The organism is Actinomycetospora callitridis, from assembly GCF_028737265.1.
Taxonomy (GTDB): Bacteria; Actinomycetota; Actinomycetes; order Mycobacteriales; family Pseudonocardiaceae; genus Actinomycetospora; species Actinomycetospora callitridis.
This window is the reverse complement of the sequence record NZ_JAQZAK010000007.1, coordinates 198,887-221,348: the sequence shown is the minus strand read 5'-3', so window position 1 is coordinate 221,348 and position 22,462 is coordinate 198,887. Positions and strand designations below refer to the sequence as shown.

The 22,462-nt window shown below is 72.9% G+C and carries 24 protein-coding genes; 15 read left to right on the top strand and 9 right to left on the bottom strand.

The window, feature by feature from the left end:
- Positions 1 to 127: 127 nt before the first annotated feature.
- From PH191_RS21530 to PH191_RS21515, 4 genes are all read left to right on the top strand, one after another.
- On the top strand, positions 128 to 742 hold the full coding sequence (locus PH191_RS21530) for a TetR family transcriptional regulator (RefSeq protein WP_274196678.1): 615 nt from the start codon (positions 128 to 130) through the stop codon (positions 740 to 742).
- Positions 743 to 768: 26 nt separating this feature from the next.
- Complete coding sequence (locus PH191_RS21525; RefSeq protein ID WP_274196677.1) at positions 769 to 1,182, top strand: DUF6640 family protein; 414 nt, start codon at positions 769 to 771, stop codon at positions 1,180 to 1,182.
- Between the two features lie 204 nt (positions 1,183 to 1,386).
- Entirely contained in the window at positions 1,387 to 2,223 is an 837-nt protein-coding gene (locus PH191_RS21520) for a CPBP family intramembrane glutamic endopeptidase (RefSeq protein WP_274196676.1), read from the top strand.
- Positions 2,224 to 2,287: 64 nt separating this feature from the next.
- A complete protein-coding gene (locus tag PH191_RS21515) occupies positions 2,288 to 3,061 on the top strand; it encodes an alpha/beta fold hydrolase (RefSeq protein ID WP_274196675.1) in 774 nt (257 codons plus the stop codon).
- Positions 3,062 to 3,138: 77 nt separating this feature from the next.
- Here the strand turns inward: PH191_RS21515 and PH191_RS21510 are convergent, their stop codons facing one another.
- The gene (locus PH191_RS21510) at positions 3,139 to 4,857 is read right to left on the bottom strand and encodes a DUF6777 domain-containing protein (RefSeq protein WP_274196674.1); all 1,719 of its coding nucleotides are present in this window, start codon (positions 4,855 to 4,857) and stop codon (positions 3,139 to 3,141) included.
- A gap of 140 nt (positions 4,858 to 4,997) precedes the next feature.
- Between PH191_RS21510 and PH191_RS21505 the strand changes: the two genes are divergently transcribed.
- Complete coding sequence (locus PH191_RS21505) at positions 4,998 to 7,649, top strand: ATP-binding protein (protein ID WP_274196673.1); 2,652 nt, start codon at positions 4,998 to 5,000, stop codon at positions 7,647 to 7,649.
- A 73-nt stretch (positions 7,650 to 7,722) separates the two neighbouring features.
- Here PH191_RS21505 and PH191_RS21500 read toward each other — a convergent pair whose 3' ends face one another.
- Entirely contained in the window at positions 7,723 to 8,205 is a 483-nt protein-coding gene (locus PH191_RS21500) for a MarR family winged helix-turn-helix transcriptional regulator (protein ID WP_274196672.1), read from the bottom strand.
- Between the two features lie 47 nt (positions 8,206 to 8,252).
- On the opposite strand from PH191_RS21500, the gene PH191_RS21495 reads away from it, so the two are divergent.
- Positions 8,253 to 8,738, top strand: a complete 486-nt coding sequence (locus PH191_RS21495; protein WP_274196671.1) for a cupin domain-containing protein — start codon at positions 8,253 to 8,255, stop codon at positions 8,736 to 8,738.
- A 45-nt stretch (positions 8,739 to 8,783) separates the two neighbouring features.
- On the opposite strand, the gene PH191_RS21490 is transcribed toward PH191_RS21495, so the two are convergent.
- Positions 8,784 to 9,425 (bottom strand): TetR/AcrR family transcriptional regulator, encoded by a 642-nt coding sequence (locus PH191_RS21490; protein WP_274196670.1) that lies wholly within the window; start codon positions 9,423 to 9,425, stop codon positions 8,784 to 8,786.
- A gap of 78 nt (positions 9,426 to 9,503) precedes the next feature.
- Here PH191_RS21490 and PH191_RS21485 point away from each other — a divergent pair, with 78 nt between their 5' ends.
- Complete coding sequence (locus PH191_RS21485) at positions 9,504 to 9,857, top strand: DoxX family protein (protein WP_274196669.1); 354 nt, start codon at positions 9,504 to 9,506, stop codon at positions 9,855 to 9,857.
- A 57-nt stretch (positions 9,858 to 9,914) separates the two neighbouring features.
- Here the strand turns inward: PH191_RS21485 and PH191_RS21480 are convergent, their stop codons facing one another.
- Positions 9,915 to 10,529, bottom strand: a complete 615-nt coding sequence (locus PH191_RS21480; RefSeq protein ID WP_274196668.1) for a TetR/AcrR family transcriptional regulator — start codon at positions 10,527 to 10,529, stop codon at positions 9,915 to 9,917.
- A gap of 88 nt (positions 10,530 to 10,617) precedes the next feature.
- On the opposite strand from PH191_RS21480, the gene PH191_RS21475 reads away from it, so the two are divergent.
- Both PH191_RS21475 and PH191_RS21470 read left to right on the top strand, forming a co-directional pair.
- Positions 10,618 to 12,015: an FAD-dependent monooxygenase gene (locus tag PH191_RS21475; RefSeq protein ID WP_274196667.1), complete on the top strand. Its 1,398-nt coding sequence runs from the start codon at positions 10,618 to 10,620 to the stop codon at positions 12,013 to 12,015.
- Positions 12,016 to 12,077: 62 nt separating this feature from the next.
- Complete coding sequence (locus tag PH191_RS21470) at positions 12,078 to 13,208, top strand: nitroreductase/quinone reductase family protein (protein ID WP_274196666.1); 1,131 nt, start codon at positions 12,078 to 12,080, stop codon at positions 13,206 to 13,208.
- A 238-nt stretch (positions 13,209 to 13,446) separates the two neighbouring features.
- Here PH191_RS21470 and PH191_RS21465 read toward each other — a convergent pair whose 3' ends face one another.
- A complete protein-coding gene (locus tag PH191_RS21465; protein WP_274196665.1) occupies positions 13,447 to 14,619 on the bottom strand; it encodes a hypothetical protein in 1,173 nt (390 codons plus the stop codon).
- 186 nt (positions 14,620 to 14,805) lie between these two features.
- On the opposite strand from PH191_RS21465, the gene PH191_RS21460 reads away from it, so the two are divergent.
- The gene (locus tag PH191_RS21460; protein ID WP_274196664.1) at positions 14,806 to 15,255 is read left to right on the top strand and encodes an SRPBCC family protein; all 450 of its coding nucleotides are present in this window, start codon (positions 14,806 to 14,808) and stop codon (positions 15,253 to 15,255) included.
- Positions 15,256 to 15,267: 12 nt separating this feature from the next.
- On the opposite strand, the gene PH191_RS21455 is transcribed toward PH191_RS21460, so the two are convergent.
- Entirely contained in the window at positions 15,268 to 16,392 is a 1,125-nt protein-coding gene (locus PH191_RS21455; RefSeq protein WP_274196663.1) for a class II histone deacetylase, read from the bottom strand.
- Between the two features lie 130 nt (positions 16,393 to 16,522).
- On the opposite strand from PH191_RS21455, the gene xylA reads away from it, so the two are divergent.
- Positions 16,523 to 17,707 (top strand): xylose isomerase, encoded by a 1,185-nt coding sequence (gene xylA / locus PH191_RS21450; protein ID WP_274196662.1) that lies wholly within the window; start codon positions 16,523 to 16,525, stop codon positions 17,705 to 17,707.
- A gap of 229 nt (positions 17,708 to 17,936) precedes the next feature.
- Here the strand turns inward: xylA and PH191_RS21445 are convergent, their stop codons facing one another.
- Complete coding sequence (locus PH191_RS21445; protein ID WP_274196661.1) at positions 17,937 to 18,395, bottom strand: SRPBCC family protein; 459 nt, start codon at positions 18,393 to 18,395, stop codon at positions 17,937 to 17,939.
- Positions 18,367 to 18,720 carry an ArsR/SmtB family transcription factor gene (locus PH191_RS21440; protein ID WP_274196660.1) on the bottom strand — a complete coding sequence of 118 codons (354 nt, stop codon included), beginning with the start codon at positions 18,718 to 18,720 and terminating at the stop codon, positions 18,367 to 18,369. The genes PH191_RS21445 and PH191_RS21440 overlap by 29 nt, the downstream gene beginning before the upstream one ends.
- Before the next feature lie 151 nt (positions 18,721 to 18,871).
- On the opposite strand from PH191_RS21440, the gene PH191_RS21435 reads away from it, so the two are divergent.
- Positions 18,872 to 19,282, top strand: coding sequence for an ester cyclase (locus PH191_RS21435; protein ID WP_274196659.1), 411 nt, complete (start codon positions 18,872 to 18,874; stop codon positions 19,280 to 19,282).
- Between the two features lie 125 nt (positions 19,283 to 19,407).
- Here the strand turns inward: PH191_RS21435 and PH191_RS21430 are convergent, their stop codons facing one another.
- On the bottom strand, positions 19,408 to 19,545 hold the full coding sequence (locus tag PH191_RS21430) for a hypothetical protein (protein ID WP_274196658.1): 138 nt from the start codon (positions 19,543 to 19,545) through the stop codon (positions 19,408 to 19,410).
- A 442-nt stretch (positions 19,546 to 19,987) separates the two neighbouring features.
- Here PH191_RS21430 and PH191_RS21425 point away from each other — a divergent pair, with 442 nt between their 5' ends.
- The 3 genes from PH191_RS21425 to PH191_RS21415 all read left to right on the top strand — a co-directional run bounded on the left by PH191_RS21425 (position 19,988) and on the right by PH191_RS21415 (position 22,460).
- Complete coding sequence (locus tag PH191_RS21425; RefSeq protein ID WP_274196657.1) at positions 19,988 to 20,254, top strand: GlsB/YeaQ/YmgE family stress response membrane protein; 267 nt, start codon at positions 19,988 to 19,990, stop codon at positions 20,252 to 20,254.
- Positions 20,255 to 20,711: 457 nt separating this feature from the next.
- Positions 20,712 to 21,272: a type 1 glutamine amidotransferase domain-containing protein gene (locus tag PH191_RS21420; protein WP_274196656.1), complete on the top strand. Its 561-nt coding sequence runs from the start codon at positions 20,712 to 20,714 to the stop codon at positions 21,270 to 21,272.
- Positions 21,273 to 21,311: 39 nt separating this feature from the next.
- Positions 21,312 to 22,460 carry a glutathione-independent formaldehyde dehydrogenase gene (locus PH191_RS21415; RefSeq protein ID WP_274196655.1) on the top strand — a complete coding sequence of 383 codons (1,149 nt, stop codon included), beginning with the start codon at positions 21,312 to 21,314 and terminating at the stop codon, positions 22,458 to 22,460.
- The last annotated feature ends 2 nt before the right edge of the window (positions 22,461 to 22,462 follow it).

The following is a 22,462-nucleotide window of genomic DNA, read 5'->3' as shown; positions in this document are numbered from 1 at the left end:
GCCGTCGCAGCACTCCGGAGCCGCTCCGGCAACGGCCCCGATGTCATGGTGTGACATCAGGTGCTACGGTCGATGTCACACCGCGACATCGGAGTCGCGGTGACGAGGACAGCGCGAGGGGGACGCCATGCCCCGGTGGGAACAGGGCAGTGCGGACCGACTCACGAAGGCCGCCCTGGAGCTGTTCGAGGAACAAGGGTTCGAGGACACGAGCGTCGTCGAGATCGCCGACCGCGCGCGTGTCACCACGCGCACGTTCTTCCGGTACTTCCCGGACAAGCGCGAGGTGTTGTTCGCCGAGTCGGATCGCATCCGCACGGCGCTCGTGCAGGCGATCCTCGATGCCCCCGAGGTCACGGAGCCGCTCCAGGTGGTCATCACCGCCCTGACGGGATTCGACTGGACCGGTCCCGGCAGGGAGCTCCAGCGCCGGCGTCACGCCGTGATCGCGGCCAACCCGGGACTGCTGGAACGCGAGCTGATCAAGCAGAACGACATCGCGATCGAGTTCATCCACGCCCTGCAACGACGCGGTGTCGAGGAGGCTGCGGCCCGACTCGCGACGCGCGCCGGGATGCAGGTGTTCGCCACTGCGTACGCCCACTGGGTCGAGGGGGACGACGGCGCCGACCTGAGGGAACTCACCGACGCCGCGACGGCCCTCCTCCGGACCCTCCTACCGGCCGATCCGTCGGGGCCGTCCCCGGCGGAGCCACGATCACGAGCGAGGTATCTCCCATGAGTGCGACGAAGACGGCGTCACGTGCGATGGTCGGCCTGGTGGCAGCGGGGACGGCCGCCGGGGCCCTGGTCGTGGACGCCCTCCTACCGGAGACGGCCCGACAGCACATGCGCAATCCCCGCTGGCCCGCGCACGCCAAGTTCCACAACGCGCAGTACATCGTCATGAGCGCCCTGCTCGGTGGTCTCGGCCTGCGGCTGCTGAGCTCACCGAACGGCGATCCGGACCACAATCGGGTCATCGCCACGGCGCTCGTGTCCGTACCGCACGTGGGCATGTTCGGCGCCGCTGCCTTCCCGGGCACGGCACTGAGCGATGAGGAGTTCAGCGACTCGCCGGCCAACACCGTCATGGGTGTCGAGGTCAACCTCCTCTCGGCCTCGATCGGCCTGGCCGTGCTCGGAGCCTCGCTCGCACTGGGGCGTCGTCGGCCTTCGTGACCCTCTTCCAGGGGCCGTCCTCACCGTGGTCAGCGTTCCCGAACGGCAGCGGTGGACCGTCCGCCGGCGTCCGGCCACGGGGACAACCCTCGCGAGGACGAGGGCTGGCCTGATGGTGCGGCGACGTCCTCGGGCGCAGGGTGCGGTCATGACGACGCCGGCTCCTCTCCCGAGGGGGACGGCGCGGGCCCTCACCGGACCGGCATGAGGATTCTCCGCCGGTATCCCCTGGTCACCTTCGTCGTCCTCGCCGTGGGTGCGACCTGGGCCGTGTGGATACCCCGGGCACTCGGCGCTCCGGTGGGTGCCGTCGGGCTGCTCTGGACGTGGACCGTCTCCCTGGTCGCGATCCTCGTGGCGCTGGTGACCGGGGGTCGGGGCGCGCTCCGCGACCTGCTCTCCCGCGTGGTGCGGTGGCGCGTCGGCTGGCGCTGGTACGTCGTCGTCCTGCTCGGTCCCGCGGTGTTCGCCGCCCTCGTCGCCGGCCTGGGCACGGTCCTCGGCGCTGCGTGGGGCCCGCTCGTGTTCACGGGCGGCGACTGGGCGGCGCTGCCGGTCTTCCTCCTCGTCGCGGCCCTCACGGACGGGCTGGGGGAGGAGCTCGGCTGGCGGGGCTTCGCCCTGCCCCGATTGCTGTCGCGTCAGACGCCCCTGGTGGCGAGTCTCGTGCTGGGCGCGGTCTGGGCGGCGTGGCATCTGCCGCTCGTGTGGACGCCCGGCGCAGCGCTCCACCAACGTCCCCTCTGGTTGCTCGTCGCGGACCTGATGGCGAAGGCGATGATCTTCACGTGGGTCTTCCTGCACACCCGGGGCAGCGTCCTGATCGCCGTGCTCCTGCACGCCAGCATGAACGTCTTCGCCCTTCCCCTGGCGGCGACGAGTGCCGGTGACGAGGCGCTGCCGCTCCTCGCGGTGATCCTCGAGTGGGTCGTCGTCGGCGCGGTGGTGCTCTCGGGGCGGCCGAGCTTCGTGCGCCGTGTGCGCGATCCCGAGATGCTGGTGCAGAGCACGGCGCCGCTCGACCGGTCCGCGGGCGGCTGAGCGGGCGCCGACCTGTCGTCCGCCTCCTTGACCCTCTCCCCGGGGGAGACCCGACCGTGAGGTCATGAGTACAGATGATCGGAGTGAGGGCACCCCGAGCTCGTCGGACGAGCAGCCTCCATCGGACGTCAGGCCGACGGTGGTGCTGGTCCACGGGGCGTTCGCCGACTCCTCCAGCTGGAACGGCGTGATCCGGAACCTCGAGGGGCGCGGTCACCACGTCGTCGCCGTCGCCAACCCGCTGCGCGGCCTGCACACCGACGCCGAGTACGTGCGGAGCGTCCTGGACGGCGTGGCCGGCCCGGTCGTGCTGGCCGGCCACTCCTACGGAGGGTCGGTGATGAGTGAGGCCGCCGACGGTCACTCGGCCGTCCGGGCGCTCGTGTACGTCGCCAGCTTCATCCTGGAGGAAGGGGAGAGCACGTCGGAGCTGGCCGGGAAGTTCCCCGGCGCCCGGCTGGGTGCCGCTCTCGACGCCGTGCCGTTCCCTCTCCCCGACGGGGGTACCGGCAACGATCTCTACATCAGGCAGGAGGAGTTCCGGAAGGTGTTCGCCGCCGACGTCCCGGAGGACGTCACGGACCTGATGGCGGCCACCCAACGACCGATCACCTCGGCCGCGCTGGACGAGCCGGCCACGAGCGCCGCCTGGAAGACCATCCCGTCCTGGAATCTGGTCACCACCGAGGACCTCGCCATCCCGGCCGCCTCCATGCGGTTCATGGGCGAGCGGGCGGGGGCGCACACCGTGGAGATCACGGCGTCCCACGCCGTCACGGTCTCGCAGCCCGATGCCGTCGCGGACCTGATCGGGGAGGCCGCGCGCGCGACCGCCTGACCGGGCTGGGTGCTGCTGCACGGCAGAGCCCGGGGCCGCCTCCCGGCCGCCCCGGGCTCCGTGCCGGGTCGTGCGGATCAGGTGCCGCTGCCCCCCTCGGCGGAGCCGCCGGTCGTGCCGCCGCTCTCGGTGCCGCCGGTCTCGTCGGCGGTCCCGTCGGTGTCCACGTCCGGTCCGACGACGCCGCCGTTCTGCGGCGAGCGAGGCTCGAAGGGCGGGTCGATGGGCGGGGCCTCGGTGGTCGGCGTGCGTGGTCCGACGACCCCGCCGTTCTGCGGCTGCTCCGGGTCGCCCGGCCGTGCGTCCGGGTCGGTGGTGCTCGGCGTGCCCGCCGGCGGCGAGGGCACGTGGCTCCCGTTCGGCTGGATCTTCCCGCCGTCGGGGAGGGTGGCTCCGGTGCGCTCGGTGCCGTCGTGGTTGACGTACCTGCCCTCCCGGTCGACGAAGGTGCCGTCGATGAACCCGCGGCCTTCGATGGCCGGCCCGGGCCTCCCGTCCTTGCCCACCACCTGCAGCGTCACGAGCCCGGGCATGGGCTCGTAGACGTAGGTCACCGTGCCGTCGTAGTTGCGGATGATCGACGCGGTGCGCGTGAGCGTGGTCGGTCGGCCGAGGCCGTCGACGACCTGCCCGTCCGGCATCAGGTAGACGGACTCGCCGTCGTTCCCGACGAAGTCCAGCATCGCCCGTTGCGAGCCGTCCCGGTTGTAGTAGAGGCCGTCCGTGCCCCGGTAGCCGCCGTCGGGCAGGGGGATGCTGTGCGGGGGCCGCTGGGGGAGGGCGACGATCGTCCCGTCGGCGCGCTGGAGCCGCCCGTCGGAGAGCGTGATCGACCCGTCGTAGTTGAACGTGCCGGTGATCGGCGGCGTCGCGGGCCCGGGCGTGCCGGGCGTGCCGGGCGTGCCGGGCGTGCCGGGAGTGCCCGGGGTGCCGGGGGTGCCGGGGTTCGGGTTGCCGGGCGCGCCGGGGTCGGCGGTGCCGCCGCTGCCGATGCCGCCGTCGATGTCGGTGGGGATCGGGGTGGGGCCCGAGCCGGTGGTGTCGGGCTTGCCCGGGCGGCTCACGGGCCCGCCGGTGGCCGGGTGGCGGAAGGTGTGGGTCGCGATCGGTGCGGCCGCCGGGACCACGGTCGTCACGGTGGGGTCGGAGCTCTGGCCCGGAGTGAGGGGGTTGCCGGAGAAGCACTTGACGGTGGGCTGGCCGTAGCTGTTGACGAACACCGCCGTACCCGCCGCCAGCACCGCGGGGGTGGGCACGAAGGTCCCGTCCCGGTAGCCGTGGTCGACCACCGCGGTGGGCGCGCGCAGCACCACCGGCGTCAGGCCCTGGACGTAGACCGGCACCTGGTCGGGGGCGATGCGCTGGACCTGCGCCCACGCCGTGCCCCGGGCCGGGTCGGTCTGCAGTGCCGAGAGCAGCGCGGTCGCGTCGCAGGCCGGTGCGGCCGGGTCTGCGGCGTACATCTGCGGCGTCTCCGCGGGTTGCTCGCCGCCGGCGTCCACCGGCGCCGTGCCGGGGACGTCGGTGCCCACCGGCGCGGTGAACGGGTCCGCCCCGGCGTAGGAGACGGTCTGGTGCTCGTTCTCCGGACCGGGGTCCAGCCGCGCGAGCGCGACACCGGTGCCGGCCGCGATGGCGAGCGCGACCGCCGCGGCGGCGAGCTTCACCCCCCGCGATCGGCCCGGCGGCGCTGCACCCGGCGTCGAGAACGGGCGGGTCGGCGGCGGTCCCGGCTGCGCGTTCGCGCCGTGCGGGGGCACGGGGGTACGGGTCACGGGCCGGTCGGTGAAGGTCATGCCGAGAACGATGTGGCCCGACCGCCCGTCCCTCATCGGTGCCGAGTGCCCACGTTGCGGGAGACGACTCCCTACTCCGCCGATCACGGTGGTCCGATCGGGCGTTCCGCACTCCGAGGTGATCACGTACCGTGATCGTCGTGCCCCTGCTGGAGCGCGACCACCAGCTGCAGTTCCTCCGTCGGGCCTGGGACGACGCGCTGGGCGGGTCGGGGTCGCTCGTCGTCCTGGCCGGGGAGTCCGGGATCGGCAAGACCCAGCTCGCCCGGGTGTTCGTCGACGGGCTCGACGACGCCCTGGTCCTGTGGGGCGTCTGCGACCCGCTGGGCGTACCGCGCCCGCTCGGCCCGCTGCACGACGTCGAGGCCGACCTCGGCCACACCCTCGCCGGGTCGCTGGCCGACGGCGCGCCGCTGCACGAGATCTCCGCTGAGGTCCTGCGCCTCCTGAAGACCCGCTCGGTGCTGCTGGTGGTCGACGACCTGCAGTGGGCCGACGAGGCGACGGTCGACCTGCTGCGCTTCCTGCTGCGCCGGATCTCCGGGACCCGGTCGCTGGTGCTGGCCACGTATCGCGACGACGACCTGGACCAGGAGCACGCGCTGCGGGGGCTGCTCGGTGACGTGGCCCGGGAGCCCGCAGCCACCCGGCTCGACCTCGCGCCGTTGAGCGTCGAGGCGGTCACCGCCCTGGTCGGGGCACGCGACATCGACCCGGCGCGCCTGCACCGGCTCACCCGCGGCAACTCCTTCTTCGTCACCGAGATCGTCAGCCAGGACGGGGAGGTCCTGCCCGCGACGGTGCGTGACGCCGTCCTCGCGCGAGCCGCCGGGCTCGACGCCGCGGCGCGCGACCTCGCCGAGCTGATCGCCTGCGCGCCCACCGGCATCCCGGACGTCCTGCTGTCGGCGCTCGGCGTGGGCAGCGGAGCCCTCCGCACGCTCGACGCCGCCGGTCTGGTCGCCCGCGAGCGGCGCCGGATCACCTACCGGCACGACATCTGCCGGCTCGCGGTCGCCGACGCGATCCCCCCGGGCGGCGAGGTGGCGCTGCACCGGCGGATCCTCGCGGCGTTCGAGACGCAGCCCGACCCGGACCCCGTGGTGCTCGTGCACCACGCGCTCGCCGCCGGCGACGCCGAGCGCGTGTTCTCCTGTGCCGAACGCGCCGGGCGCGCCGCGGCCGGGTCGGGAGCCCACACCGAGGCCGTCCGGCTCTTCCGCACCGCCCTGGACGCGGCCCCGAGCGCCGCCCCTGCCGCCGGGGCCGGGCTGGCCGAGCTGCTCGCCGTCGAGCTCTACCTCACCGACCGTCTCGACGAGGCGGTCGCCGCCGGCCGCCGAGCGGTCTCGTGGCGTCACGCGGAGGGCGACCTCTGCGGCGTCAGCGCGGGCCGCCGGCTGCTGGCCGTGCTCGAGTGGTGCCTCGGCAACCGCCGCCGCGCCGAGGAGTACGCGGCCGCAGCCGTCGACGTCCTCGACGGCAGGCCGGACCCTGCCCCACCCGAGAAGGCGGTGCTCGGGCACGCCTACTCGATCCAGGCGTTCCTGGCCATGCAGGTGAGCGACCTGGTCGGCGCCCGGGAGCGATGTGCGCGAGCCCGGGAGGTCGCCGACGGGGTCACGGACCGCGCGTTCGAGATCCGGCTCGGCGTGATCGAGTCGGTGGTCGCCGTGATGTCCGGGGACGAGGGCGGCCGCGACAGGCTCGTCGCCGTCCTCGAGCACGCCCGCGAGCGGTTCGACGAGGAGGCCCGATCCACCGTCGCCGGCAGCCTCGTCGACCTCGACGTCGAGCAGCGTCGGCTCGACGACGCGGAGAAGGTCCTCGACCACAGCCTGCCGCTGATCGCGGAGCGCGACGTCCGGATCGCGCACGGCCTGCAGCTCGGCGTCCGGGCCCGGCTGCACCTGCTGCGCGGGGCCTGGGACGACGCGCGGCTCGACGCGTCGACGGTGCTCAGCGGGAGTCGCTCGCCGGTGACCCACACCTGGCCGTGCCTGGTCCGCGGGCTGGTGGAGCTGCGCAGCGGGCGGGCCGGCGCCGGTGAGCACCTCGCGCGGGGCTGGGAGCTCGCGCAACGCTTCGGTGAGCCGCTCCGGCTGCTGCCCGCCGCCGCCGCGCTTGCCGAGCGGTGCTGGACGACCGGGACGCCCGACCCTCGCCTCGACGACGCAGCCGCTCTGCTCTCGACCGCCTCCCTGCCCGGCACCGAGTGGTCGGCGGGCGACCTCGCGGTGTGGCTCGTGCGCCTCGGCCGTGATGTGGACACCTCGCACCTGCACGTCGCCCGGCCGTATCGCCTGCTGCTCGACGGGCGTCCCCTGGCCGCCGCGGAGTGCTGGGAGGCGCTGGGCTGCCCCTACGAGCGAGCGCTCGCGATGGTCGACTCGGGTGAGCTCGCGGAGACGTACGCGGCCCTCGAGATCCTCGACCGGCTCGGCGCCGACGCCGTGGCGGCGACGGTGCGGCGGGACCTGCGTCGGCGCGGTGTCGCCCGGGTCCCCGCACGGCCGCGGACGAGCACCCGGGCCAACCCGGCGGGCCTGACGTCCCGCCAGGTCGACGTGGTGCGCCTGCTCGCCGAGGGGCTCACCAACGCCGAGATCGCCGCGCGCCTGGTCATCTCCGAGAAGACCGCCGACCACCACGTCTCGGCGATCCTGACCAAGCTGGGGGTCCGCACGCGCCGCGAGGCCGGCTCAGCGGCCCGGACCATGGGCATCGCCCCGGAGCGTCGCCGCGCGCCCCGCGACGAGACCGCCTCCGCTCCGGTCACCCCGCGCCCGTAGCGCCCCGCCCGGTGAGCGCGTCACCGACGGGCCGGGGGATCGGAGGCCGGTCGTGCTCCTCCGGCCCGGACCGTCAGGTGGCGCTGTTGCCGAGCTCCTCGTCGGACCGGGATTCGGCCGCATCGACGTCCGCGCGGATCGCCTCGAGGTCGGCCCTGAGCGCGGACAGCCGGGTCGCGCCGATGAGGCGCGCCACCCGCTCCTCGATCTCCGGTGCGAGCTGTTGGGCCACGTCGACGACCTCGCGGCCACGCTCGGTCGGCACGACGCGCTTGGCGCGCCGGTCGTCGGGGTCGGGCACCCGCACGACGTAACCGCCGCGCTCGAGATGGCCGACCAGCTCAGCCATGGCCTGCTTGGTCATCTGGGCCCGGGTGGCCAGCGTGCTCACCGTCGTGCCGGTGTCGTCGAGGTACTGGAACACCGCCCCGTGGGCGGGGCGGAAGTCGGTGAAGCCGTGCTCGACCAGGTGCGGCACGACCAGGTCGTTGAGCGCGGTGAAGGCCTCACGCAGCTGCACCACGAGGTTGTGGGGACGTGCGTGCCCGGCGAGCACGGGGATCCTCGTTGACATCAGACAAGCCGCCTGTCTATCGTCCGGTTATGGACATGCTACCTGTCGAATCTCCGGCCGACATCGAGACCCTCCGCGTAGGGACCGACGAGATCACCGTGCTCGCCGGCAGCGCGGACACCGGCGGCGATCTGTTCGCCGTCGAGCTCCGGATGCCGCCGGGCGGCGGCCCACCGGTGATGCACCGGCACGCGCCCAGCGAGGTCTACCGGGTGCTCGCCGGGGAACTGACCTTCTACATCACGGACACCGACGGGCGGACGAGGCGCCAGGTGGCCGGCGTCGGGCAGACGGTGACGATGGCCGGCGACACCCCGCACACGATCCGCAACGAATCCGCGCAGGAAGCCGTGGCGTTCGGTGTCCACGCGCCCGGCGGCGTGATGGAGGGGTTCACGCGGGCGGCGGCGGCGCTCGCGGCCGACGGTCCGCCGGCGATGGAGGACGTGCTCGTGCTCGCGGAGCGGCACGGGATCGAGATGCTCGGCCCGGTACCGCCCGCCGAGGTTCGCTGACCTCTCGCGGTGCGCTGCCGGGTGGACGGGTCGACGTCGTGGCCTTCAGGTCGGCGCGTCGCCGAGTAGGAGTGCGACGAAGACGTCCTCGATCCAGCGTCGGAGGTCCTCCTCGTCCCAGCCGCGCTCCTCGACGAGGAGGGCGACGGGGTGCCAGCCGATCAGGGCCCACAGGCTGTCGGTCGCCCGATCGGTGTCGAGCCCCGCACGCAGAGGAGCGACCGCCTCGACGGCTTCCACGACCCGGCGCACGTCCTGCCGGCGCCGCTCCTGGTACTCCCGCCACCGGCCCGCGAGGTCCGGGTCCATGCCCGCGGCCTGCTCGAAGGCGCGGTAGAGGGGATAGAGGCGCAGCAGCATAGGGGCGGCGAACGTGGCGCCGAGGCGGGCCTGGCCGCGTCCGTCGCTGGCGCCGAGGACACCCTGTAGCGGCGGCCGGTCGGCGAGGGGGATCGGCTCGTCGTCGCCGACGATGGCCCGGTCGAGTGCCAGGGTCAGGAGCTGGGCCTTGTCGCCCAGCCCGTAGACGGACTTCGGCGCGACCCGGGCCTTCGAGGCGATCGCCGCCATGGTCGTGGCTCCGTAGCCGCGCTCGACGAAGAGCTCCTCAGCCGCATCGATGATCGCGGCGCGCGTGGCGGCGGCCTGCTCCTGGCGCCGGGGCGCGTCGTACTTGCGCGGAGACATCCTTGCCCTCCGATATTCGGTGCAGCTACCGTTACTTCACTATACCAATGCTGCACTCAATCTCTCGGGAGGTTGCCCGTGTCGTGGTGGATCATCGTCCCATCCGGCCTGCTCGCCGCCGCCCTGTCCGCGTCCCTCGTGCGCAAGGCGCGGCGAGCACCGTCGTCGGTCGAGCTGCGCGACCGGCTCGAGGTGCCGCCCCGCCTGTGGTTTGGCATCGGTGCACTCGAAGGCTGCGCGGCCGTCGGCCTGCTGGTGGGTCTGGTCCGCCCGGCGGTGGGCAGCGCCGCGGCGGTCGGAGTGGTGCTTTTGATGCTCGGGGCGATCGTTGCCCACCTCCGCGCCGGCATCGCCGGCCGCCCGCTGCTGCCGCCGGCAGCGCTGCTCACAGTGGCCGTCCTCGTCGCGGTCGCCCACGGGGGCTCGATCTGATCGCCGCGGTTCACGGTCGAGGCGACGGAGGTTTCGGTGCACCCCGGGGCGCGCGCCTCAGCGGCAGAGGGTGCGCTCCGCCATGGCGATCAGGACGCGGGCGACCTCATCGGCGGGGAGGCCCCGGCCGGTGTAGAGCGCGTCGAAGCTCTCGAAGCTCGCGAGCACCCAGAGGGTCTCGGCGGCCTCATCAACGGTGACGTCGGGTCGCAGGACGTCCTGCTCGCCGAGACGGGTGGCGAGGTGCAGCATGCCGCCCCAGCGGTGCTCCTCCTTGCGGGCGATCGAGCCGCCGACAGCCTCCGGGTCCAGGGCCGACATGCGGTACAGCACCGCCGCGACGTCCCGCATCGCGGCGAAGATCTCTGCACCGGTGCGGAGGCCCCCGCGCAGGTGCTCGCGGGCGTCGGCGTGAGCGACCGCCTCGGTCAGCCGTGGGAGCCCGGAGCGGTCCCACAGGTCGTCGGCGAGGGCGTCGAAGAGCCCGGCACGCGAGCCGAAGACGAGATAGACGGTCGATCGGGACACTCCGGCGCGACGGGCCACGTCCTCGATGCTCACCGAGGCGCCCGGGGCCTCCCGCAGGCGGTTCTCCAGCGCGGCGAGGACGTCGCGGCGGGTCTGCTCCGCCGACTCCGCCCGCAACCGCTGCTCGTACTTCCGGGTGGTCACGGACGGGACGTTAGCACTTTCGCTTGACAGCCTGTATTTCGCTAAACACTCTGTCTTCTAATAGACAACACGTCCGATGGAGTTGGTCATGAGTGCTCATCAGATACCCGTGCTCGTGGTCGGTGGCGGAGCCGCCGGCCTCGCCGCCGCCCTCACCCTCGGCCGGTACGGCATCGAGACCGTGCTGGTCGAGAAGCGCACGGTGCCGTCCACCCGCCCGCGGGCCACCGTCGCGAGCACCCGCTCGATGGAGCTGATCCGGTCCTGGGGCCTCGAGGCGGCGGTCCGCGCGCAGAGCGTCGACGCCGACGTCTGGCTCTGGGAGTGCGCAACACTGATCAGCGCAGACGCCGGGCGAGCCCACGCGGTGGGCTACCCCTCCCGCGAGCAGGCCGCCCTGGTCAGCCCGGCGGCCCCCGCGGTCGTGGCCCAGGACCGGCTCGAGACCGTGCTGCGCGAGCACCTCGCGACCCTGCCCACGGTCCGGGTCGAGGCCGGCGTCGAGGTCGCCTCGGTGCGCTCGCTTCCCGACGGTGTGCACGTCACCACGGGAGACGGGCGCTCCCTGTGGACTCGCTACGTCGTCGGCGCCGACGGTGCGCACAGCACCGTGCGTCGACAGCTCGGGGTCACGGTCCACGGGGGCGACGCCGGCGCGGTGAGCGGGATCCAGGCCGTGGTCCACGCCCCGTTGCTGCCCCTGCTGGGGCCGCGTCTCTACGGCCTCTACTCGGTCACCGAGACGCCCGGGCTGTTCCTGCCCGCCGGCCCCGACGACCGATGGGTGTACGCGCCCGCTGTCGAGCCGGGCGTCGCGGCCCCGCGCCCGCACCAGATCATCGAGCGCCTGCGCCGCGGCGCGGGGCTCGCGCACCTGCCGGTCCACCTCGAGAGCCTCCGGGCATTCCGCTCGCCGGCCCAGCTCGCCGAGCGGTTCCGCGACGGTGACGTCTTCCTGGCCGGCGACGCCGCCCACCGAGTGACGCCGCGCGGCGGCACCGGCATGAACATCGCCCTGCAAGGTGGGGCCGACCTCGCCTGGAAGCTCGCCTGGGTCCTGGCGGGCTGGGCCGGCCCCGAGCTGCTCGACACCTACGAAGCCGAGCGCCGGCCCGTCGCCGAGCACGTCGTCGCGCGCTCGCTCGACCCGGACGGCAGCCGGCGCAGCGTCCGCGACGAGCTCGCCGTCGACCTCGGCCCCCGCCTGTCCCATGTCGCGCTCCCGGACGGACGCTCGTCCCTGGACCTGCTCGGCCCGGGGTGGACCGTGTTCGCGGGACCCGCCGCCGACGCCTCGGCCCGTGCCCTGGCCGCCGGACGTGCCGGCTCCGCACCCGTCACCGTCCACACCCTCGACGCCCTGAGCGCGCGTGCTCTGGGACTGTCCCCCGACGCGGCGCTGGTCGCCCGCCCCGACGGCGTCCCCGGCGCGCTGCAGGCCCGCGCAGCGGTCCGGGAGGCGACCGCGATCGCCACAGCCGCCTGATCACGACCGCCCGAACACCCTGACCCACGCCTGATCGCGCCTGATCCACGAAGGAGCCCACCATGACGACCATCGAGCGCACCGGGACCACGACCCGCACCGCCACGCCCCGGACCCCGGAGGACCCAGCACCGGATCTGTGCGACTACCGGGTGGTCCACCGCGCGATGACCCGTGACCTCGCCCGGCTCGCGGCGGTTGCCGACGACCTCGCCGGTTCCCCGGACCCGCCGCGCCTGCGCCTGCTGCAGTGGTATCTGCGCGGGGTATCCGCGGAGATCGTCAACCACCACCGGGTGGAGGACGACGACGTGTGGCCCCTGCTCGAAGCGGTCGCCGCGGACCGCACGGCGCTGGTGGCACTGACCGAGGATCACGAGCGCCTCGACCCGCTGCTGGCCCGGGCCGGCGAGCTGGCGGCCGCCGACACCGCGACCCCGGAGCTCGCCGGGACGCTGCACGAGCTGGCGGACCTGCTCGCCCGGCACGTGGGCGACGAGGAGCGGGACGTCTTCCCGATCATCACCGAGCGGGTGCGGGTCGAGGACTACGCCCGGCTGCAGGAACGGTTCCGGGGCACGCTCGGGCTCCGCGTCCTGACCTTCGTCGTGCCGTGGGTGGTCGGGCACGCCACCCCGGACGAGCGAGCGACGCTGCTCGCGGACGCCCCGACGCCGCTGCGGGTGCTGCTCGCCGTCACCGAGCGCCGCTTCCGCGCTCGAGCAGCGCTGTTGTTCGGGACGGGCCTGTCGCCCGCCGACCAGCGGATGGTCCGCCTCATGAAGGCGATCACGCGGGCGCAGGTCGCGATCGTGCGCGCCACCCGCAGCCGGTGGGGCCACCGGTGGATCGCGGGCACCGAGGTCATCGCCCTCACGACGACGGGACGCCGAAGCGGGGAACCGCGCACGGTCATGGTGCTGGTCCTCCCCGACGGCGACGATCTGCTCGTCGCCGCCTCCCACGGCGGGGTCGACCGCGAGCCGCCGTGGTGGCTCAACCTGCAGGCCGATCCACAGGCGCAGGTCACGTTCCGCGGCGAGCGCATCGCCGTGGTCGCCACCGAGGTCGGCGTCCACGAGCACGCGGAGCTGTGGGCACGCTTCGTCGCCGCCTGGCCCGGCTTCGCCGGCTACCAGGCGAAGGTTCGGCGTCGCATCGCGCTGGTGCGGCTGCGGTCGCACACGACGTAGCGCGGGACGGCGCGGGAAGGCGGCCCAGACCGACGTCGGGGGGATGACGGGGTCTGGGCCGCCCCCACTCGGCTCCTGCGCCGACCGGAGCCGGGGGCGACGGTCGGGCTCTCGACGAGCCAGGCCCCGTCACGGTTCTCCACTAACTGGTCTCGGGTCAAGTTTCACCCGCGACAAGTCGTCCGTATTCGGCCAGGTGCTTCGTGGTTCATTCGTTCTGTGGCTAGTTGAGGGCCGGTCAGGACGACGACGAACTCTCGCTGTCCTCCTCGTCCTGACCGATCTCCTCGCGGCGCTGGCGTTCGCGGTACCCGTAGGCCGCGCGGCGGACGGCGTCCTCGCTGTCGAGCCCGGAGCCGAGGGCGCCGGCGATGGTGGCCAGGCCGGTGGCGAGCCACGCGAGGGCGAGGTGGTCGCCGAGTGTGGGTGGGCGGCCCAGGGTCGAGCCGAGGACCGAGGGTTCGAGGAAGAACAGCGATCCGAGCAGGGTGAGCACGTACACCGCGACGGCCATGGTCAACACGCCGATGCTCAGGGTGATCACGGTGGAGGCGTTGAACAGGATGGTCTCCTCCCGTTCGCCGGGGTCGCGAGCGCGTTCCCAGAGGTGGTGGGCGCCGATGATCCAGGCGACCATGAGGGCGATCGCCACCAGCAGGGTGAGGGTGAGTTTGCCGGCGCCGAGGCGGGTGGCCAGCAGCCAGGTCGTGGTGGAGGTGAGGGTCAGGTAGGCGCTGGTGCCCAGGACGGCGGCGAGCGCGCTGCGCATGCCGACGACGAGGCGCCAGGGTTGGTTGGTGCGCACCATGCCGGCGAGCAGCCGGGCCCGCCCGCGCCAGGGGGTGGTGACGTAGCGGCGGGTGTGCTGGCCGTTGTCGTCGTGGACGAGGTGGACCGGCTGCAGAGTCCGCGCCATGGCCCGCCCGACGCGGCTGGGGTGGTGCTTGCCGGCCTCGAGGCCGGCGTCGGCCTTGCCGGTGAGGTCGGCGACCAGGCGGACGATGGCGTTGCGGACCTTGTGGTGCTGCAGGAACGGGCCGAAGCCGGGCAGGGAGAGCCCGGCGACACGGCGGTCGTGGTCGAGGTCGGCCAGGATCGGGCGCTCGCCGTGCTGCATGGGCAGGTCGGTGAGATAGACCCCGATGTCCCACTCGGTGTCGGCGGTCTGGTCGGCGACGGCGCCGAGGACCTCTTCGGGGTCCTGCACCGAGGCGGTGACCGAGTGGGTCATGGTGCGGACGTCCCAGGTGACCTCGCCGTCGACGCGGGCGCCGAGGATGTCGGGCAGGGTGTCGACCAGCTTCGCGGCGACCTCGGCGGGTGTGTCCGGGTCGGCGAGCAGGCCCACCACGAGGGTGCGGCCACGGCCGTCCACCGATCTCGAGTGCTGTCGTTGGTCGAGGTCGGTCATCGGTCCTCCTCCGCCCGCGCCGCGGGCCTCTCCTCCGGCGTGGCCCGGAGGATGAACGGCGGAGGCCCGACGGCAAACCCGTCACGAGCGCCGATCGCTGCCTCGGACGTTTCTCCCGCTCGTGGTCCAGGTACCTGTCGTGTCCACATCCAGATCACGGTGCCGGGCGGCGCCGGGGAGGTCGTCGTGTTCCGACCGGAAGCCAGCATGGTGATGCCGTGCACCTGCGAGCAGGTGTGGGCGGTCCTGGCCGACGGATGGCTCTATCCGTTGTGGGTGGTCGGAGCGACGCACATGCGTGCGGTGGACGACGGCTGGCCGCAGGTCGGCACGAAGCTGCACCACAGCGCCGGCGTCTGGCCCCTGCAGATCAGCGACGACACCGAGGTGCTCGAGGTCGACCCGGGGAGCCGGCTGGTCCTCCAGGCGCGTGCCTTCGTGATCGGCTCGGCCAGGGTGGAGATCACCGTGGAACCGCTCGGCGACGATCGGTGCGAGGTGACCATGTACGAGTACGCGGACAGCGGCCCCGGCTGGTTCATGCCGGCGGCCCTCCAGGCTCCCGCCGTCCATGTCCGCAACACCGAGTGCCTGAGCCGCCTCCGCGATCTCGCGGTGAACCGCCACCACGCCTGAGGGCCGGACGGGTCAGGCCGACGCCGGGGACGCGATGTCGCCGATATGGGTGGCCACGCGGTCGACCAGGGCTCGCTGGTGGGGTTCGAGGTCGTGGCCGCCCATGCCGCCCACGACGGGGAGGATGGCGTCGTCGAGGACGTGGACCCCGGCGAGGGTCTCGATGGTCGCGAGGCCGCAGAAGGGCACGTAGACCGGGCTGTAGCCACCCTCCTGGGTGAGGACCAGGCGTCCCTGGGAGTGCCGCTCGGCGGCGTCCATGACCGTGCGGGTCAGGGTGGTGAAGCCGCGGGTGGTCACGAGCTGGCGGGCCAGCGGGTCCATGGCGTTGGGGTCGAAGCCGGACGCGACGAGGATCAGCTCGGGTCGGAACGCGTCGAGTGCCGGGCCGATGACGGTCTCGGCGGCGTACTGGTAGGCGCCGTCGCCGCAGCCGACGGGCATCGGGATGTTGACGTTGTAGCCCTCGCCGGCGCCGGTGCCGCGCTCCTCGACGAGCCCGGAGTTCGGCGGGAAGCAACGGTCCTGGTGCAGTGAGATGGTCAGCACCGAGGGGTCGTCGGCGAAGATCGCCTGCGCGCCGTTGCCGTGGTGGACGTCCCAGTCGACGATCGCGAGTCGCTCGATCCCGAGCACCGCCTGCGCGTGCTTCGCGGCGATGGCGACGTTGTTGAAGATGCAGAATCCGAGACCGGTCTCGGGCAGGGCGTGGTGGCCGGCCGGGTTGACCAGGGCGTAGCCGTTGTCGATCTCGCCGCGCACGACGGCCTCGGTCATGGCGATGGCGCTCCCGGCGCCGAGGGCGGCGATGCGGTAGGCGCCCTTGCCGAAGGGGGAGATGCCGTCGCCGGCGTCGCCGCCCTTGGGCTGCTCGCTCTCGGCCGCGATCCGGTCGACGTGGGCGGGGGTGTGGACGCGCGTGATCTCCTCGCGCGTCGCCTCCCGACCGGTGACGCGGGTCAGGTGGTCGATCAGTCCCGAGACGCAGATCAGCTCGTGCATCCGTCGCTTGGTGTCGGGGTGGGCGACGTGGTGGCTGATCGGCTGGTGACCGGCGGCGGGGTCGGCGGGGAACAGCGTCCCCGTCCCCGTGTCGTGCCAGCCGAAGACCTCGTGCCAGAGATAACCGGTGCTCATCAGGGCGGCTCCTCGGTGGTGCGCGGGACGTCGTGCCGGATGCTTCCACCACATCTCGACGAGGTCTGCTGGTTGCCGGGTCGGCGCCGCGACGAGATCCTGCCCTCGACGCCCAGAGAGGGGATGGCCCATGGCCACGCCGACCCGCGAGGACAAGTTCAGCTTCGGCCTGTGGACCGTGGGCTGGCAGGCTCGCGACCTGTTCGGTGAGGCCACCCGCCCCGTGCTCGCCGCCGTGGAGGCGGTGCACCGCCTCAGCGATCTCGGCGCCTACGGCATCACCTTCCACGACGACGACCTGATCCCGCCGGGCAGCAGCCCCGACGAGCGGTCGAAGGTCGTCCGGGAGTTCCGGGGCGCGCTCGACGAGACCGGGCTCGTGGTGCCGATGGCCACGACGAACCTGTTCGGCGACCCGGTGTTCAAGGACGGCGGGTTCACCAGCAACGACCGCAGCGTGCGCCGGTACGCGATCCGCAAGGTCATGCGCAACCTCGACCTGGCCGCCGAGTTCGGCGCCCACACGTACGTGTTCTGGGGTGGACGGGAGGGCTCGGAGGTCGACTTCGGCAAGGACGCACGCGCCGCTCTGGACCGCTACCGCGAGGCGATCGACACCCTCGCGCAGTACGTGATCGACAACGACTACGGGATGCGGTTCGCGCTCGAGCCCAAACCCAACGAGCCCCGCGGCGACATCCTGCTCCCCACGATCGGCCACGCGCTGGCGTTCATCCACGAGCTCGAGCACGCCGACATGGTCGGGATCAATCCCGAGACCGGGCACGAGCAGATGGCGACCCTCAACTACACGCACGGCATCGCGCAGGCGCTGTGGGCCGGGAAGCTGTTCCACATCGACCTCAACGGGCAGAAGGGCCCGCGCTACGACCAGGACCTCGTCTTCGGCTACGGCGACCTGCTGCAGGCGTTCTCCACCGTCGACCTGCTCGACAACGGCTCCCCGGGCGGCGGGCCGGGCTACGACGGCCCCCGCCACTTCGACTACAAGCCGCTGCGCACCGAGAGCATGGAGGGCGTCTGGGAGTCGGCGCTGGCGAACATGGAGACCTACCTCGCCCTGCGGGTGAAGGCGCGGGCGTTCCGCGCGGACCCCGAGGTGCAGGAGGCGCTCGCGGCCGCTGGGGTCCCCGAGCTCGCGCGGCCCACCCTCGGCGAGCAGGAGGGCTACGCCGACCTGCTGGCGGACCGCAGCGCGTACGAGGACTTCGACATCGACCGCGCCCGCACCCAGGGCTACGGCTTCGCCCACGTGCAGCGACTCGCCCTCGAGCACCTGCTCGGAGTGCGCTGACCCGGCCCGGGCTGCCGCGGCCCGCGACAGGACAGGCGTTGCAACGACGGCCCCGCTCGGGAAGAGCCACCTACCGAGGCGGGGCCGCCGTACTGCGGCTGCTTGAGTCAACCGCCCGGCATGGTGCCCTGCGTACCCTCCGTGCGCGACGCCGGGGTCGGCGTCCTGGACGCGTTGCCGAGACCGGAGTCGTCCGTCCGCCGAGGGGTACCGCGGAAGCTGCTCGTGCTCACTCGGCCAGCTGCGCCTCGAGCTTCTCGAAGGCGGCCGTCCAGCCGGCCTCGGCGCCGCCGCGGCCGTGGGCGGGGTAGGGCCCGTCGCTGAGGGTCATCCGCGTCTTGGGGCCGTGGTCGTGGAACTCCAACCGCAGCACGGTGGGTTCGTGCATGCCCATCTCGGGCATCGGGTCGGAGCGCAGCACGAGGAGTTCCGGCTCGACGAGTTCGACGACCTCGTAGCCGATCGCGAACTCGCCCCCGCCGGGCATCAGCATCGTCAGCTCGTAGCGTCCGCCGACACGCAGGTCGACGCGGATGCTTTCGCGAGGCGTCTCGACGTGCGCCGGGCCGTACCACGCAGCGAGCGCGTCGGGGTCGGTCCAGGCCCGGAACACCCGCTCGCGGGGCACGTCGAACACGCGGGTGATCAGGATGTGCTGGTCAGATGTTGTCGGGGTCTGTTCGCTCATCGTGGGCTCCTTGCCGGCGCAGGTGCGCCTCGAGTCGGTCCATGCGGGCCTGCCACGTCCGTGTCCGGGACTGCATCCACGCCACGGCGTCGTCGAACGGCTCGGCCTGCAGGCGGCTGCGCCGCCACTGGGCCTCTCGGCTGCGCACGATCAGTCCGGCGCGTTCGAGCACCTTGAGGTGTCGTGAGACCGCCGGGACGCTGATGGGGAACTGCGCGGCGACCTCGTTCACCGTCGCCTCGTCCTCGGCGAGCAGGGTCAGGATGGCGCGTCGGGTGGGGTCGGCGAGCGCGGCGAAGGTCAGGCTGAGCTGGTCGGTGGCCATGTCACCCCAAGACGTATCAAACAATGTTGTTAATTGCGGTCTCGATTAAATCCGCTGGCCATCCCCGTGGCAAGACTCCGATCAGCGGTGAGCTCGCGCTGCCTCGGCCGCGACCGTGACCAGGGCGGCGACCCCGTGCCAGAGTGGGTCCGTGCTCGAAGCAGAGCAGGTCGCGCAGGCCTACGCCGGTTGGATCGCGCACCGCGAGCCCGAGTTCCAGGCGATGATGCGGCGCGATCTGCACGACCACGTCAGTGGACGACGCGGGCCGGAGACCTGGGACATGGTCTGGGGCTGGATCGAAGCCGGCTTCGAGGAGCGCCGCGCGGAGCTGCACGGCTGGGGCAGGCTCGACGACGGGCGGATCGCGGTGTGGGTGACGCTGCACGGCCGGCACGTCGGCCGCGGGATGCCCTGGCTGGGGGACCGGGCGCCGAGCGGCGCGCAGGTCGCCTGGAAGCAGCTCCACGTCTTCGCCACCGACGGCGAGCACCTCACCGAGCACTGGGCGGTCCGCGACGACCTCAGCGTGATCGAGGCCGTCGATGCTGCGAACGGCTGACGCTGCGAATGGCTGACGAGCGTTTCCGGGTCCCGCCTCACGCGCCCCCATGTCGGCTGCTGTCATGCCGGCGGGGGGTCCGGCCGGCCACTGCACGAGCTCGATCCGGTAGCCGTCCGGGTCGGTCAGCCAGGGCGTCCGCAGCCCGGTGTGAGCTCGGCCGGCAGTTCGGGCGGGACGCCTCGCGCGGCGAGATCGGTGATCGTCGCGTCGAGGTCGTCGGCATGGACGACGAGGTGGTTGACGGCCTCGGTACTGGTCACGGGCCGGGTGGGGACGTGGACGAATTCGAGGCTGACGAACGGGTCGTCGGGTAGCCGGAGCATGGTGAGGCTGCCGAACGGGTCTCGGGGACGCGGCCGAGCTCCGCGTAGCCGAGGGCGCTGAGAAGGTCGGCGAGTGTTCCAGATCGGTGACGCGGAGTCCGAGATGGAGCATGCGCGTTGCCGCAGCCCGCGAACGGACCGAGTGGTGCCGAGCCACGCCGGAGATCGCGGATCCCTCGCCACGACCCCCTCGCGCAGCGGGGACCTCGCACGTCAGGTCGAGCAGCGCCCCTCGGCCTCGACCCGACGTGACCGGGACGACCGGCCGTGGGCGGGCGCATCGTGGGTGCGCCTCGCGGAACGGCTCCGCGGGCCCACCCGGCCGGGTCACGCGGGCGCCGGCGGGCGGATCGGGATCGCGGGCGAGGGGAGCGGGACCATGGGAATTCTCGGCTGGATCGTGCTGGGGCTCGTGGTGGGTGCGCTGGCCAAGCTGATCATGCCTGGTGACGACCCCGGCGGCGTCATCGTGACCGGCCTCCTGGGGGTCGTCGGCGCCCTCCTCGGCGGGTTCGTCGGCCGTGCGCTGTTCGGGGCCGGTCTCGGCGAGTTCTTCGACCTCCGGACGTGGGTGCTCGCCCTGGTCGGTGCGCTGATCGTGCTCGGTGTCTACCGCCTGGTGACGCGACGGCGCGCTCGGACGTGAGGGGGGCCGGCGCCCAGCAGTCCGGGTAGCCCTGCCGCCTGGACCACCTCGGGCTGCGCCCGGCGCACCAGACGGGAGTCGGCGACCGGGCCGATCCGGTGGAACACGCCGTGGTCCTGTGCTGTCCCGGGCCAGGAGGGTGACGTCGACGCCACGGGCGACGCGCAGCGGGGTGCCGCCGTGCCCGCATTCGAGCGACGCGGCCCCCCGCCCGTCGGGTCGAGCCGTCCCTCGGGCACCGGGTCAGACGGCGCCGATCTCTCCGGGCCGAGGCTCGGCACCCGATCGTCGGGAGCCGTACACGGAACGGATCACATCTCGACCCGGCGGGACGGAATCGTCGCCGCGGTGTCCATCCGGTCGTACGAGATCGCCCGCGCCCCGTCTGCGGTGCCGCCGACGTGACCCACCCTCGCCTCCGAACGACATCCTGCTGTCACTCCCGGAGGAGATCTCCATGGCAGACGAGCTACGCGGCCTCCGCGTCGCGATCCTGGCCGCCGACGGCGTCGAGCGTGTGGAGCTCGAAGCACCGCGCGGCGCGCTCTACGGGGCGGGCGCCCGCACCGAGCTGCTGTCGATCCACGACGGCGAGATCGCCGCGCGGCAGTTCGACCTCGACCCGGCCGGCACGTTCCCGGTCGACCGTCAGGTCGGCGACGCCTCGGTGGACGACTACGACGCGCTGCTCCTGCCCGGGGGCACGATGAACCCCGACCAGCTGCGCACCGACCCCGACGCGGTCGCCTTCGTGCGCTCGTTCATGGAGACCGGGAAGCCGGTCGCGTCGATCTGCCACGGCCCGTGGACGTTGGCCGAGGCCGACTGCGTCCGGGGGAAGCGGCTGACCTCGTGGCCGAGCATCCGCACCGACCTGCGCAACGCCGGGGCCGAGGTCGTCGACGAGGAGGTCTGCGTGGACGGCCAGCTCACGACCAGCCGCAGCCCGCAGGACATGGCCGCGTTCTGCGCCGCGATCGTCGAACAGTTCGCCGCCGTCCCCGCCGGCCGGAGCTGACGGCCCCGTCCCGGGCACGCGCCACGGAAGGAAGCGATCATGAGAGCACTCGTCTACCACGGGCCGCGCCAGGTGAGCGTCGACGACGTCCCCGACGCGCGCATCGAGAAGCCCACCGATGTCCTGGTCCGCATCACGTCCACGAACATCTGCGGCTCGGACCTGCACATGTACGAGGGGCGCACCGACTTCGAGGAGGGCCGGATCTTCGGCCACGAGAACCTCGGCGAGGTCGTGGAGGTCGGTGACGCCGTCGACAAGGTCGCGGTCGGGGACATGGTCTCCGCGCCGTTCAACGTCAGCTGCGGGCACTGCGAGAACTGCGAGCACGGCCTGACCAACTACTGCCTGCGCGCCAACGAGCCGGGGATGGCCGGCGCCGCCTACGGGTTCGCCGACATGGGTCCGTGGCCCGGCGGGCAGGCCGAGTACCTGCGCGTCCCGTGGGGCGACTTCCAGTGCCTGCGCCTGCCCGAGGACGCCCGTGAGAAGCAGGACGACTACGTCATGCTCTCCGACATCTTCCCCACCGGCTGGCACGCGGTGGAGATGTCCGGCATGAAGCCCGGGGAGAGCATCGTCATCTACGGCGGTGGTCCCGTCGGGCAGATGGCCGCGCTCTCGGCCGTCACCCGGGGTGCCGCGCAGGTGATGGTCGTCGACCGCCACCCCGACCGGCTGCGGTTGGCAGAGCAGATCGGCGCCATCGCGATCGACGACTCCCAGGGCTCGCCGGTCGACCAGGTGATGGAGCACACCAAGGGCCGGGGCGCGGATCGCGGATGTGAGTGCGTGGGCTACCAGGCGCACGACCCGCAGGGGAACGAGGACAACGCCGACACCCTGAACAAGTTGGTGTCCTCGGTGCGGTTCACCGGCGGCATCGGCACCGTCGGGGTGTTCGTCCCGCAGGACCCCGGCGCCCCGGACGAGCTGGCCCAGCAGGGCAAGGCCCGCTTCGACTTCGGCAACTTCTGGTTCAAGGGCCAGCAGATGGGCTGCGGGCAGGCCCCGGTCAAGCGCTACAACCGCCACCTGCGGAGCCTGATCGCCGCCGACAAGGTCAAGCCCTCCTGGATCGTGTCCCACGACCTGCCGCTGGAGCAGGCGCCGGAGGCCTACAAGCACTTCGACGCCCGCGAGGACGGCTGGACCAAGGTCGTCCTCCACCCCGGCCAGAGCGCCTGAAC